We start from the raw sequence: 13,137 nt of genomic DNA, 5'->3' as shown, positions 1-13,137 counted from the left end.
CGTGTCCACCTTGTCCTCGAGGGACTCGACGGGCGGGAGCTCCGGGAGAGTGCTCCGGGACGGCTCAGGCTGCGGGCTCTGCCCAGGCTCCTGCCTGCGGTAGGCGTGGCCGCGCTGCTGCCAGTGCTGCACAGCCGCTTGGAACTCAGTGGTGGTGAAGGAACAGTTGGGGCGGCTGCAGGTGAACTGCTGCAGCTGCCCGCTCACTGCGGGGTGGTGCGTGTCTGCCATGTCGGTGGCTCCACGCGCGCTGGTGAAAAGACAACAGCCCAGACACTCGCCTCACATCAGGGACGTGAAAGCGAGTGCTGGGCCGTTGCTGCCCCCGACAGGGCGCGCGCAGCCTGTCGGAGAACCGAGGCAAGCGCGAGTTCCAGTCACCGAGGACTGCGTGATATGACCGATTGGGAAATCAATCCGAGCACGAGGCGCGATGGAGAGGCAGTCACGACACCCCCCGTTCGTCCAGCGGCTGCTGCTGGTCGTCGTGCTGCTGGGCGCGTCGCTGGCCTCCTCGGCGGATGCGCCCCAGCGGCTGGTGTCCCTCGTCCCGCTGGGCCCGGTGAAGCAGGAGTACCTGGAGCGCGTGGCCCAGGAGATCCAGGCCCGCGTGGACGTGCAGGTCCGTATCGAGCCGCAGCGCGAGCTGCCCGAGGAGGCCTTCTACAAGCCCCGCAAGCGCTGGCGCGCGGAGCGCATCTTGGACGCGCTGGACGCGCAGGTGCCCGAGGGAGCCTGGAAGGTGGTGGGCGTGACGGAGGCGGAGATCTCCACCACCAAGGGAGACATCCTCGACTGGGGCATCGCGGGCCTGGGCAACATTGGCGGGACGAGCTGCGTGCTGTCCGCCTTCATCTACAAGAAGCACAGCAAGACACAGGAAGTGCTGCTGCGCCGGCTGGGAGATCTGGCCGTCCACGAGTTCGGCCACACGCTGGGCTTCACCCACTGCGAGGTGGAGGGCTGCGTGATGGCGGACGCCAAGGGCAAGGCCGTGAAGTCCGCGGACGAGAGCTCTGGCCAGTACTGCGCGCAGTGCCTCGAGAAGCTCTCACCCGAGGACCGAGCCCTCATCAAACCGCAGCCGTAGCGGGCCGCGTCCCTCACACCACCCATCACCCCATCACCCTCAAGGAGTTCGCATGAGACACACCCAACCCCTGCTGCTGGCCCTGCTGGCCGTCGGCGCCTTCGGCCTGGCCACGCCGGCGCTCGCGGGCGCGCAGAAGACGACATACCCGGTCGTGTTCGCGCACGGCATGGCCGGCTTCGACAACATCCTCGGCTACGACTACTGGGGCGACGACTACGGCACGTTCGTGGGCGACCCCTGTGACGAGTTCCTCGAGGTCTACTGCAACGGCGACCTCGACTCCGGCCAGAAGGCCTATGTCGCCCAGGTGCAGGCGTTCCAGACCTCGGAGGTGCGCGGGCTGGATCTGGCCAACGACGTCGAGGGCTTCATGGCCACCGCGGGCTCCCAGTACGTGAACCTGGTGGGGCACTCGCAGGGCGGCATCGACATCCGCAAGGCCGCGCGCGTGCTGCGCGAGCGCCGGGGCTACACCGTGGTCAAGGTGATGATCAGCGTCTCCTCGCCGCACCGCGGCTCGCCCGTGGCGAAGTACATCCTCAACCTGGGGCCCGGTGTCACCAGCGTCATCGACGCGCTGGCGACCTACTACGGCAACAGCATCTACCAGCCGGGCAATGACGGCGTCGCGGGCGCCAAGCAGCTCGTGTACGACGACTATGATCCGAACGACGGGAAGACCACGGGCATGAAGGCGTTCAACGCCACCTACCCGGTCAGCGCCACCTACGCCGCGCGGTACGGCTCGCTCATTACGGCGCAGCATGGCCTCGACGTGAACCCGGCCCTCTACCTGCTCAAGCAGTTCTTCTATGACATCGACGGTGACGGCTACTGCGTGGACGACTGTGACAAGGACGGCGCGGCCGGCGCGGGCGATGGCGTCAAGAACGAGGACGATGACGACGGCCTGGTGGGCATCAACTCGCAGCAGATGGGCTACCGGCTGAAGTACACGGACAACTTCCTGACCTTCGACTCCGTCACCACGGACTCGAACCTGGGCTACGTGAGCAACCTCAACGCGCCCACGTCCGCGCAGATGACCTCCAGCGCGGACGTCATCAACCAGGACCACCTGGACGTGGTCGGCGTGGGTCCGGACACCTTCGATGAGCCTGAGTTCTACGCGGCCATCATCGACTACATCGCCACCTACGACTGATCGCAGCACCCGGGAGCGCCCGGAGGGCCCAAGCAGGCGGGCCGTCCGGGCCTCCTCGCCACCTTGCCGCACCTGTGGCAAGGAGAGAGCCGTAATGAGGACGCGGACCAAGATGATTCTGGGCGGCTCGGCGGTGGCCATCCTGGCCCTGCTCGCGGGCCTGTCCTTCTTCCGGCAGCCCCCAGCGCCCGGCCCCCGGCCTCTCCCTCCCGCGAACGTCAGCGCGAGCCCGCGCGAGACGATCCCGCCCGCTCCCACTCCGGCGGTGGTGGCGGCTCCCGTGGCTGGGCCCGTGCCCGCACCTCCTCCGCTCCTGAAGGATCCGGACCAGGAGCTCGAGCAGCTGTCGGCGTACATGCGCGAGCGCTTCGGCGGGAAGCTGAAGGAGCCCTACATCCAGATCAAGATGCTGGAAGACCTGATGCGGTTCTTCCAGAAGCGCAGCCCGGACCACTGGCAGGAGGAGCTGCTGGCGTTCCTGAAGAAGACGTTCCCGGAGCTGTACGACGAGCTGGCGGCCACGCTGCGCAACCGCGTGGACTACGAGAAGTGGGTGAAGGACAACGACTCGTACCTGAAAGGGCTCAGCGACAAAGAGCGCCGCGCCGCCATGTGGGATGCGCGCAACCGGCTCTTCGGCAAGGAGAACGCGGAGCGCATCTGGGCCTCGGAGCTGAAGAACGAGGCCGTGGCCGACACGCTCGCGGCGATCGACGCGAAGCCCGATGCGAAGCTCACGGAGAAGCTGTCCACGTACAAGCAGCGCCTGCAGGAGATCTACGGGGACCAGACGGACGCGTACCTGGAGCGGCACCGCCAGGAGACGATGAACCGGTTTCTGGATCTGTCTTCCGTGCAGCAGGACCTGACGGCGATGACGTCTCAGGAGCGCTCGCAGAACCTGCGCGCCATCCGCAAGGAGATGGGGATGGACGAGGAGACGCTCAAGCGCTGGGACGCGCTGGACCAGACGCGGGATTCGCGCTGGGACGCGGGGGCGAAGTACATGGCGGAGCGCCAAGCCCTGGCGCAGCAGTTCTCCGGCCCCGAGCTGGAGGCGAAGCTCCAGGAGGCGCGGGCCCGCTACTTCGGCACCGAGGCCGAGGTCATCGCCCAGGAAGAGGCGAGCGGCTTCTTCCGCTTCGAGCGCCCACGCCAGTGGGGACGCAACTGAGCCTCGGAAGCCGAATCACCCAGGAGGGCAACAGCACCATGCAAGGCACGTCGGCCAACAACTCCCAGGCGCGGAACCCGCTGCTGGCTCGGTGGACGGGCCCTTACGGTGGTGTCCCCGCGTTCGATCAGGTCAAGGTCGAGCACTTCAAGCCCGCCCTCGAGGCGGCGATGGAGAAAGCACGCGGGGAGATCGCCGCCATCGCCAACAACCCGGCGGCGCCGACCTTCGAGAACACCCTGGCCGCGCTCGAGGACATGGGGCGGACCCTGGATGACGTGGAGACGGTTTACGGCATCTGGTCCTCGACCATGAATGGGCCGGAGTTCCAGGCCATCGAGCGGGAGATGGCTCCCAAGCTCGCCGCCTTCTCTGATGAGATCATCCAGAACGAGAAGCTCTTCCAGCGCATCGAGGCGGTCTACACCTCGCCCGAGAAGTCGAAGCTGCCCCCCGAGCAGCAGCGCCTGACGTGGCTCCGCTATACGAACTTCGTCCGCGCGGGCGCGAAGCTCGATGCGGCGCCGAAGAAGCGCATGGCCGACATCAACCAGCGCCTCGCCTCGCTCTACACCACCTTCAGCCAGAACGTCCTCGCCGATGAGGAGAGCTACGCCGTCATCCTCGAGAAGGAGGAGGAGCTCGCGGGCCTCCCCGAGTCCGTCCGAGCCGGCGCGGCGGCCGCCGCCGAGGCGCGTGGGCTGAAGGGCAAGTGGGCCATCACCAACACGCGCTCCGCCATGGAGCCGTTCCTGACCTACTCGGCCCGGCGCGATCTGCGCGAGAAGGTGTGGCGCTATTACGTCAACCGTGGTGACAACGCGGATTCGCACGACAACAACGCGCTCATCACCGAGATCCTCCAGCTGCGCGCCGAGCGCGCCAGGCTGCTGGGCTACGCGACCCACGCGCACTGGCGGCTGGAGAACGCCATGGCCAAGACGCCCGAGCGCGCCATGGCGCTGATGGAGGCGGTGTGGACTCCCGCCGTCGCCCGCGTCCACGAGGAGGTCGCGGACATGCAGGCGATCGCCGACAAGGAGGGCGCGAAGCTGAAGATCGCCCCCTGGGACTACCGCTACTTCGCCGAGAAGGTCCGCAAGGCGAAGTACGATCTCGACCAGAACGAGGTGAAGCCGTACCTGCAGATGGAGAAGCTGCGCGAGGGCATGTTCTGGATCGCAGGAGAGCTGTTCGGCTTCTCGTTCGTGCCGGTGAGCGACGTGCCCGTCTACCACCCCGATGTCCGCGTCTGGGAGGTGAAGGACAAGGCCAGCGGCCGGCACATCGGCCTCTGGTACTTCGATCCCTACGCGAGGCAGGGCAAGCGCTCCGGCGCGTGGATGAACGCCTACCGCAGGCAAGAGCGGTTCCGGGGCGAGGTGACGACCATCGTCTCCAACAACGCCAACTTCGTGAAGGGCAAGCCGGGCGAGCCGGTCCTCATCAGCTGGGAGGACGCGGAGACCTTGTTCCACGAGTTCGGCCACGCGCTGCACGGGCTGAACTCCCAGGTGAACTATCCCTCGCTCTCGGGCACCTCCGTGCCGCGCGACTATGTCGAGTTTCCCTCGCAGCTCATGGAGCACTGGCTCTCCACGCCCGAGGTCCTCAACCGCTTCGCGCTGCATTTCCAGACGGGCAAGCCCATCCCCGAGGCGCTCGTGGCTCGGCTCAAGAAGTCCTCCACCTTCAACCAGGGCTTCGCCACCGTGGAGTATCTGGCCAGCGCCCTGGTGGACATGAAGCTGCACCTCGCGGGCAGCCAGAAGATCGATCCGGATGCCTTCGAGCGCGACACGCTCAAGGCGCTCGGCATGCCGGAGGAGATCGTCATGCGGCACCGCACGCCGCAGTTCGGCCATGTCTTCGCGGGGGATGGGTACTCGGCGGGCTACTACAGCTACCTCTGGGCCGACACCCTCACCGCCGACGCCTACGAGGCCTTCACGCAAGGCGCGGGGCCCTATGATCGCGCCGTGGCCGAGCGGCTGCGGAAGAACGTCTTCGCGGTGGGCAACACGATGGATCCGGCCGAGGCCTATCGCGCCTTCCGTGGCAAGGACGCGGGCATCGACGCGCTCATGCGCAAGCGCGGCTTCCCCGCCCCAGGCGCCGTCGGACAACAGACAGCGCAGTGAACGAGCGGGGGGCTGGTCAAGACGCTGGATCAGCCTTACCTAGAGAGAGCCTCAGGAAACCATTTGTTTTTTCTGGGGCTTCAGAACCCGCCTCTTGAAATATCAAGAGGGCCCTGCTGTTGGTGAGAGCGTCGTGAACCATCGGGCCAGCGCAAGACATACAGCATGGATCCTCCTTGCCGCCCTGGTGCTGGGCATCCTGCCGGGGAAGAGCGCGCGCTCGCCGCTGATGCCTTGTCCCGCGAGCCAGTCGGAGCGCTCGCAGGATGAGCGTGGCGAAGAGCTGGCCGCGGTCGAGGGGCTCAAGGCCTGCCTCTTCCGGCGCGAGACGCGCCAGGGCCTGCCGACGCGGGGCTGGCTGGTCCTGCGTGTGCCTCGTCCGAGCACGCCCCGTGTGCAGACTCGTCCGCTCGAGCACGAAGATCCGCGGCGAGTGCTGATCCCTCTCCGGATCGATCCTCCACCGGACGACCTCGCGTAAGCCCGCCCCTTCGGGGGCTCGAGCCACGAGTGTCGTGCGGGCGCGCGAGCGTCCTCACGCGAGTTCCATTTCTTCGAACCCGGGCGCCCGAGACTCCTCCAGCTTTCGTGCTTGCACGAGGCCGACGACGGGAGAGTTGCGCGCCGAGAGAGACATGCCATGCAGAAGTTGATCGAGGGTCTTCACCGTTTCCAGTCAGAAGTCTTCAGCACCCAGCGCGAGCTGTTCACCCGGCTGGCCAAGGGCCAGAGCCCCGAGGTGATGTTCATCACCTGCTCGGACAGCCGTATCAACCCAAGCCTCATCACCCAGACGCGGCCGGGGGAGATGTTCAGCCTTCGGAACGCGGGGAACATCGTGCCGCCGTACAGCCATGGCACCCAGGGAGAGGACGCCACCATCGAGTTCGCCCTGGCGAGCCTGAAGGTTCAGCACATCGTGGTGTGCGGCCACTCGTGCTGCGGCGCCATGAAGGGCCTGCTCCACCCGGAGGCGCTGGAGGACCTGCCCGCGATGAAGGTGTGGCTGAAGCACGCCGAGGCCACGCAGCGGATCATGCGGGACAACTACCAGCACCTCCACGGCGACGCGCTGCTCACCGCCACCGCCGAGGAGAACGTCCTGGTGCAGCTGGAGAACCTGCGCACGCACCCGACCGTCCGCGAGCACCTGGAGCGCCGGGCTGTCACGCTGTACGGCTGGGTCTACAAGCTCGAGACCGGGCAGATGTTCAACTACGACCCGGTGAGCGGGCAGTTCCTGCGGCTCGGCGCGCCACCTCCGCGAGACCTGGTGTCAGCGGAGGCAGGGCGTATCGCCGGCTGAGGGCTCTCCAGCTCTTGGCTCCTCATCCATCCCTCTTCGGATCCATCTCACATCCCATGAAGACGTCTTCTCCTGAAGTGACTGCCGCGGGGGCCGAGCTCTCGCCGCTGAAGAACCTCTCGTTCGATGTCCCCGCCGGGCTGGTGGTGTTCCTGGTCGCGCTCCCGCTGTGCCTGGGAATCGCCCTGGCCTCGGGAGCGCCGCTGCTCAGCGGCCTGCTGGCGGGCATCGTCGGAGGATTGATCATTCCTCTGTTGAGCCGCTCTCCGCTGTCGGTGAGCGGACCCGCTGCGGGCCTGGCCACGATCGTGCTCGCCGGAATCCAGAAGGTGGGCTCCTTCGAGGCGTTCGCCGTGGCGGTGGTGCTCGCCGGGGGGCTGCAAGTCCTGCTCGGGGTGTCCCGCGCCGGGCGGCTCGTCGCGTTCATGCCCTCCAGCGTCATCAAGGGCATGCTCGCTGGCATCGGGGTGCTGCTCATCCTCAAGCAGCTGCCTCACGCGCTGGGCCTGGCCGGCGGAAAGCTGGCGCTCCCCTCTCAAGGCTTGGCGGGCATCGAGTGGGGAGCCCTCGTCATCGGGCTGGTGTCGCTGGGGTTGCTCGTTGCCTGGGACAAGCTCCGGCCGAAGCGGCTCTCCCTGCTGCCGGGGGCGCTGGTGGCGGTGCTCATCGCCACGCTGCTCAACGAGCTGGCCCTGCGCGTCTGGCCCGGGCTGGCGCTGGGGCAGAGCTTCCTGGTGACAATCCCGTTGGAGGGGCCGGCGAGCCTGCTCACGCAGCTCCGGGCTCCGGACTGGAGCGCGCTGCGCAGCATGGACACGTGGGTGCTGGCGCTGACGCTCGGCGTGGTGGCCAGTCTGGAGACGCTGCTGTCGCTGCAGGCGGTGGACAAGCTGGATCCGTACCGGCGGCAGACGCCGCTCAACCGGGAGCTGGTGGCCCAGGGCCTGGGCAACTCCGTGTCAGGCCTGCTGGGAGGGCTGCCCATCACCTCGGTCATCGTCCGCAGCAGCGCCAACGTCCACGCGGGCGGGCGGACGCGGGCGGCCACCATGGTGCATGGAGCCCTGTTGCTGGGCGCGGTGATGCTGGCCACGGGGCTGCTCAACCGCATCCCGCTGGCCAGCCTCGCCGCCATCCTGCTGGTGACGGGCTACAAACTGGCCAAGCCGGCGCTCTTCCGGGAGCTGTACCGGTTGGGCGTGGCCCAGCTCGTTCCCTTCATCGCCACGCTGGGCGCCATCCTGGTGACGGACCTGCTGCGGGGCATCCTGGTGGGCGTTCTCGTGAGCGTGGCGTTCGCCCTGCGCAACGCCATGCGTACTCCGTACACGCTGAAGCGCGAGGGCGAGCACTTCGTCATCTCGCTCAAGCGGGACGTGTACTTCTTCAACAAGGCGGCGCTGCTGGAGGCGCTGGAGCAGATGCCCGAGGGCGCCCGAGTGGTGGTGGACGGCTCGGACTCGGACTTCATCGACCATGACATCGTCGAGGCGCTCGGCCACTTCCGGGGCACGGCCTCGCGCCGGAACATCCAGCTCGAGGTGCGGGACGTGGGGCGCGCCCCCGCCATGGCCGTCTGACTCGCGGACAGGGACCGGGGTAGGACAGGGTCGCAGAAGAGCCTGTCCTGCCTCGGCTCTAAAAAATCCCGGGAAAAAATCCCCCGCAACCAACTCGCTCCCCTTGGGTTCGAGAGGCCGTGAGCGCGATGCGATGGCGCTCAACGCAGTCACAACCTCTCAAACCTCGAAGGAGCAAGTCATGACGCGGATGGGCAAGACGATGATGCTGGGCGCGGCGCTGGTGCTGGCCGCTTGCGGTGGCAAGGACGCGGACACGGAGTACGTGGAGGCCACGCCGGACCTCTCCGGCACCGCGCTGGAGATCAACGGTGAGGCCGCCGCCGAGGAGGGCGCCGCGCAGCTCGTCGAGGGCTTCGGCGTCAACCAGGACGAGCTCAACGGCCAGGGCCAGGAGTTCCTCGAGAACGCGCGCGTGGAGGTCAAGGCGCTCAACTCCATGCTCAAGGCGGCCATCACCCCCATCGTGGAGCTGGTGAACCAGGGCGGCGCCAAGGCCCAGCCGGGCGACGTGCAGGTGTACGGCCCGACGGACCGCGCGGACGCCACCTTCAAGTTCACCATCAAGAAGCAGGCGGTGGGCCGCTTCGTGTGGAAGCTCGAGGCCCGGCCGCTGGGCAGCACGGATGACTCGGCGTACAAGCTCGTCGCGGCGGGCCGGCTGGTGAAGGGCGAGATCGCGCACCGCGGCCGGGGCTCTATCGCCGTCAACCTGGACAACCTCAAGGCCGTGGCGACGCCGGGCTCCTTTACCGGCGCGGGCAAGCTGCTGGGCTCGTTCGCCCACTCCGCGCTCGGTGAGAAGACGCTGGCCTACCGGCTGGTGGGCTTCACGCCCAACGCGGCCAACCACGAGCCCGTCACCGGCGCCTTCGTGGGCCATCACCGGGCCACGGGCATCTCCCGGGTCCGCGTATTCGGCAAGTACAACCTGAAGAACACGGCGAGCGATGCGAAGGAGAACGTGTTCGCCAGCCTGCGCCATATCCAGGGTGTTGGCGGCCGCGCGGACGTCTTCGCCGCGGGTGGCGACATCGCGGACAACAAGTTCTACATCGGCAGCGCGTGCTGGGACGCGGCCGAGCTGGAGAAGTTCCGCATCCTGCGCGAGTGCATCAAGGGCCAGCCGCTCACCAGCTGCACGGTGGTCGCCGGCTCGCAGGTCGGCACGCGTGACGCCTGCCCTGCCGCGGAGCTGCGCGGGGATGACGCGCCTCCCTCCGGTGACCCGAGCGACGTCTCGCAGGAGCCGGATGCCCCGGCCGACCCGGAGCCCGTGCCTGGCGACGTGACGGCGGACCTGTAATCGCCGCGAGGAGCACTCACCGGATACTTGCCCCGTAGTCCGGTGGGGTGAGGGGGGCTGATGGGGACAACCCGTCAGCCCCTCTCTCTTTTCAGCGCTCGTCGCAGATGGCGTCCGCTTCGATCTCCACGAGCATGGTGGGATCAATCAGCCGGCTCACCTCCACCATTGAAGTGGCGGGGAGGATCTTCCCGAAGAACTCGCCATGGGCTCGGCCCACCTCTTCCCACCGGGAGATGTCCGTCACGTACATGCGGGTGCGGACCACGTCCTCCAGCCGGGCTCCAAGCGCCTCCAGCGCGGCCTGGACGTTGCGCAGCGCCTGGACGGCCTGGGCGTAGGCATCTCCGGCGGCGATCACCTTGCCCGAGGCGTCCGTGGCGGTGGTGCCCGTGACGTAGACGAAGGGGCCCGCGCGCACGGCTCGCGAGTACCCAATCCGGGGCTCCCAGGGGGTGGCGGTCGAGTAGCGGGTCCGTTGCATGGCTGCTCCTTGGAGGAGGGGAGAGAGGCCCGGATTCGAGCGCCTGGAGTCCGAGGGGGCAAGGGCGCTGCGAGAAGGCGGCGAAAAAACATACGCGCCGTGATAGTTGGCCTCCCGATATGGCATCCGACTTAGAGCAGGAAGTCGCCCGGCGGCGCACCTTCGCGATCATCTCCCACCCCGACGCGGGCAAGACGACCCTCACCGAGAAGCTGCTGCTCTACGGCGGCGCCATCCACCTGGCCGGCAGCGTGAAGGCCAAGCGTGCGCGGCGCCACGCCACCAGCGACTGGATGGAGCTGGAGAAGGAGCGCGGCATCTCCGTCACCTCGTCCGTGCTCCAGTTCGTCTACCGCGACCACGCGGTGAACCTGCTGGACACCCCGGGCCACCAGGACTTCTCCGAGGACACCTACCGCACGCTGGCCGCCGCGGACTCGGCGGTGATGCTCATCGACGCCGCCAAGGGCGTGGAGCCGCAGACCAAGAAGCTCTTCAAGGTCTGCCGCATGCGCGGCATCCCCATCTTCACCTTCGTCAACAAGCTGGACCGCTACGGCCGCGCGCCGTTGGATCTGATGGACGAGCTGGAGCAGGTGCTCGGCATCCGCTCCTATCCGATGAACTGGCCCATCGGCATGGGGCCGGACTTCCGCGGCGTGTACGATCGGCGGGCCAACGTGGTCCACCTGTTCAGCGCGGAAGGGCATCACGGTGAGAAGGAGGTGGGCGAGCGCTCGGTCTCGCTCGACTCGCCGGAGATCCACTCGGTGCTCAGCGAGCGCGAGCTGGAGCAGCTCAAGGAGGACATCGAGCTGCTGGATGTGGGCGGCGACGAGTTCACCCGCGAGAAGAGCGACGCGGGCCTGCTGACGCCCATGTTCTTCGGCTCGGCGATGACCAACTTCGGCGTGCGGCCCTTCCTGGATGCGTTCCTGGACCTGGCCCCGGCGCCCACGCCGCGGCAGACGAAGGATGGGCCGCGGCCGCCCACCGCGCCGAAGTTCTCCGGCTTCATCTTCAAGATCCAGGCGAACATGGACCCGGCGCACCGCGACCGCATCGCGTTCCTGCGCGTGGTGTCCGGCCGCTACGTGAAGGGGATGAGCGCGCACCACTCGCGGCTGGGCAAGGAGGTGCGGCTGGCCAAGCCGAGCCAGTTCCTCGCCGCCGAGCGCACCGCCATCGAGGACGCGTGGCCCGGAGACGTCATCGGCCTGTTCGATCCGGGGCAGTACCGCATCGGAGACTCGCTGGCCGAGGACCCGGGCGTCCTCTTCGAGAGCGTGCCGCGCTTCAGCCCCGAGTACTTCGCCGTGGTGCGCAGCAAGGATCCGCTGCGCCGCAAGCAGATGGAGAAGGGCCTGGAGCAGCTCTCCGAGGAGGGCACGGTGCAGATCTTCCAGCAGCTCCAGATGGGCATGAAGGACCCCATCGTGGGCGTGGTGGGCGCGCTCCAGTTCGAGGTGCTCCAGTACCGCCTCGAGCACGAGTACGGGGCGAAGATCGCCCTGGACAAGCTGCCCTTCAGCCACGCGCGCTGGGTGGTGGGCCCGAACTTCGAGCCGAAGGCGTTCGACTGGGAGGGCAACCGGCAGACGGTGCAGGACCGTGACGGCCTGCCGCTGGTGCTCTTCCGCGACGACTGGGCGCTGCAGCACGCCGAGCAGAAGCACCCCGAGCTGAAGTTCCTCAACGAGGCACCCCAGCTCCACCAGATGACCCCGGTCGCCACCGGCACCTGAGGCGCTGGAGCGCCGCTTGAGACCTGCCAGGTAGGATGCCCAGGGCCTCTCCCTCTGCCCAGGGAGGGGCCTTTGCGTTGTTCGTTCTGGCCATGCAGGACCTGACGGGTTAGATTGCTCCTTGCCTACCTGACAGGTCAGGTGGCGGGAGGCGAGACTATGCCGTCGTACACGCCACACCCGGTGGCGCTGGTGCCCGGGGAGAGAGTAGGGGAGTGGCTCATTCGCAGGAGGGTGGGGGCGGGCTCGTTCGGCGCCGTCTACCAGGTGGAATGGGAGGGGGAGCTGTTCGCGCTCAAGTTCTCCTTGCGCCACCCGGAGAGCAGCGATGACCTGAACCAGACCGCGGCGCGGCTGCAGAAGGAGCTGGCGTGTCTGGTGCAGATTCAGCATCCGAACATCGTGCGGACCTACGCCTATGGGCGCTGGCCGCACCCGATCAAGGGCTACCCCTATGTGCTGATGGACTATGTGGACGGGCTGACGCTCCACGACTGGCGCCAGCGGGTGGCGCCCACGTTCCGGCAGGTGCTCGAGGTGTTCGGCAAGCTGGCGCTGGCGCTGGATGCGCTCGACGGCGTGCAGCTGCGGCACCGGGACGTGAAGGGCTCGAACATCCTGGTGCGCTCCCGGGATGGCGAGCCGGTGCTGATCGACTTCGGCTCGGCGCACCATGCGCAGGGCGTCCGGTTGACGGATGGGCCGCTGCCTCCGGGCACCCCGCACTACCGCACCCCGGAGTCGCTCCGGTTCCAGCGCCAGCACTACCACAAGCCGAACGCGCGCTACCTCTTCCAGCTGACGGATGATCTCTACTCGCTGGGCGTGGCGCTGTACGAGATGCTGGCCGGACGGGCGCCGTTCTCGCCGGATCTGCCTCGCGAGGTGCTCAACATGGAGATCGAACGCCGGGTGCCGCTGTCGCCCGTGAAGTTCGATGAGCGCCTCAGCTCCGCCATGTGCCAGCTCGCCCTGCGGATGCTCGAGAAGAAGCCCGGGGACCGCCCCCAGACGGGGCACGCCGTGCACGAGCAGGTGCAGGCCCTGCTGCGGGCGGAGGGAGCCTTGCTGGACGAGAAGGTCCTCGGCCCGCCGTTGGAGCTCCTCATCCCCGAGCAGGACTCGGAGGAGATCTGAGCCGCG

12 protein-coding genes are annotated in these 13,137 nt (G+C 67.8%); 10 read left to right on the top strand and 2 right to left on the bottom strand.

Annotation, left to right across the window (positions count from 1 at the left end; genetic code table 11):
• Positions 1-231, bottom strand: a 231-nt coding sequence (locus tag ACJ8AT_RS34955; RefSeq protein ID WP_407742299.1) for a hypothetical protein, incomplete at its 3' end; no start/stop codon positions are given.
• Positions 232-433: 202 nt separating this feature from the next.
• On the opposite strand from ACJ8AT_RS34955, the gene ACJ8AT_RS34950 reads away from it, so the two are divergent.
• The 8 genes from ACJ8AT_RS34950 (at position 434) to ACJ8AT_RS34915 (ending at position 9,765) form a co-directional block, all read left to right on the top strand.
• The gene (locus tag ACJ8AT_RS34950) at positions 434-1,090 is read left to right on the top strand and encodes a hypothetical protein (RefSeq protein ID WP_407742298.1); all 657 of its coding nucleotides are present in this window, start codon (positions 434-436) and stop codon (positions 1,088-1,090) included.
• Between the two features lie 52 nt (positions 1,091-1,142).
• A complete protein-coding gene (locus ACJ8AT_RS34945) occupies positions 1,143-2,258 on the top strand; it encodes an esterase/lipase family protein (protein ID WP_407742297.1) in 1,116 nt (371 codons plus the stop codon).
• 94 nt (positions 2,259-2,352) lie between these two features.
• The gene (locus tag ACJ8AT_RS34940; protein WP_407742296.1) at positions 2,353-3,432 is read left to right on the top strand and encodes a hypothetical protein; all 1,080 of its coding nucleotides are present in this window, start codon (positions 2,353-2,355) and stop codon (positions 3,430-3,432) included.
• 38 nt (positions 3,433-3,470) lie between these two features.
• Entirely contained in the window at positions 3,471-5,573 is a 2,103-nt protein-coding gene (locus tag ACJ8AT_RS34935; RefSeq protein WP_407742295.1) for a M3 family metallopeptidase, read from the top strand.
• A gap of 133 nt (positions 5,574-5,706) precedes the next feature.
• On the top strand, positions 5,707-6,054 hold the full coding sequence (locus ACJ8AT_RS34930; RefSeq protein WP_407742294.1) for a hypothetical protein: 348 nt from the start codon (positions 5,707-5,709) through the stop codon (positions 6,052-6,054).
• A 159-nt stretch (positions 6,055-6,213) separates the two neighbouring features.
• On the top strand, positions 6,214-6,879 hold the full coding sequence (locus ACJ8AT_RS34925) for a carbonic anhydrase (RefSeq protein WP_407742293.1): 666 nt from the start codon (positions 6,214-6,216) through the stop codon (positions 6,877-6,879).
• Positions 6,880-6,935: 56 nt separating this feature from the next.
• The gene (locus tag ACJ8AT_RS34920) at positions 6,936-8,459 is read left to right on the top strand and encodes a SulP family inorganic anion transporter (protein WP_407742292.1); all 1,524 of its coding nucleotides are present in this window, start codon (positions 6,936-6,938) and stop codon (positions 8,457-8,459) included.
• A gap of 181 nt (positions 8,460-8,640) precedes the next feature.
• On the top strand, positions 8,641-9,765 hold the full coding sequence (locus ACJ8AT_RS34915; RefSeq protein WP_407742291.1) for a hypothetical protein: 1,125 nt from the start codon (positions 8,641-8,643) through the stop codon (positions 9,763-9,765).
• A gap of 91 nt (positions 9,766-9,856) precedes the next feature.
• Here ACJ8AT_RS34915 and ACJ8AT_RS34910 read toward each other — a convergent pair whose 3' ends face one another.
• On the bottom strand, positions 9,857-10,249 hold the full coding sequence (locus tag ACJ8AT_RS34910; RefSeq protein ID WP_407742290.1) for a RidA family protein: 393 nt from the start codon (positions 10,247-10,249) through the stop codon (positions 9,857-9,859).
• 119 nt (positions 10,250-10,368) lie between these two features.
• Here ACJ8AT_RS34910 and ACJ8AT_RS34905 point away from each other — a divergent pair, with 119 nt between their 5' ends.
• Together ACJ8AT_RS34905 and ACJ8AT_RS34900 are read left to right on the top strand one after the other, a co-directional pair.
• Positions 10,369-11,994, top strand: coding sequence for a peptide chain release factor 3 (locus ACJ8AT_RS34905; RefSeq protein ID WP_407742289.1), 1,626 nt, complete (start codon positions 10,369-10,371; stop codon positions 11,992-11,994).
• A 234-nt stretch (positions 11,995-12,228) separates the two neighbouring features.
• Complete coding sequence (locus tag ACJ8AT_RS34900; RefSeq protein ID WP_407742288.1) at positions 12,229-13,131, top strand: serine/threonine protein kinase; 903 nt, start codon at positions 12,229-12,231, stop codon at positions 13,129-13,131.
• Positions 13,132-13,137 lie beyond the last annotated feature (6 nt).

The organism is Hyalangium sp., from assembly GCF_045802625.1.
Lineage (GTDB): Bacteria > Myxococcota > Myxococcia > Myxococcales > Myxococcaceae > Hyalangium.
The sequence above is the reverse complement of the archived record's forward strand: the minus strand, read 5'-3'. Positions and strand labels throughout refer to the sequence as shown.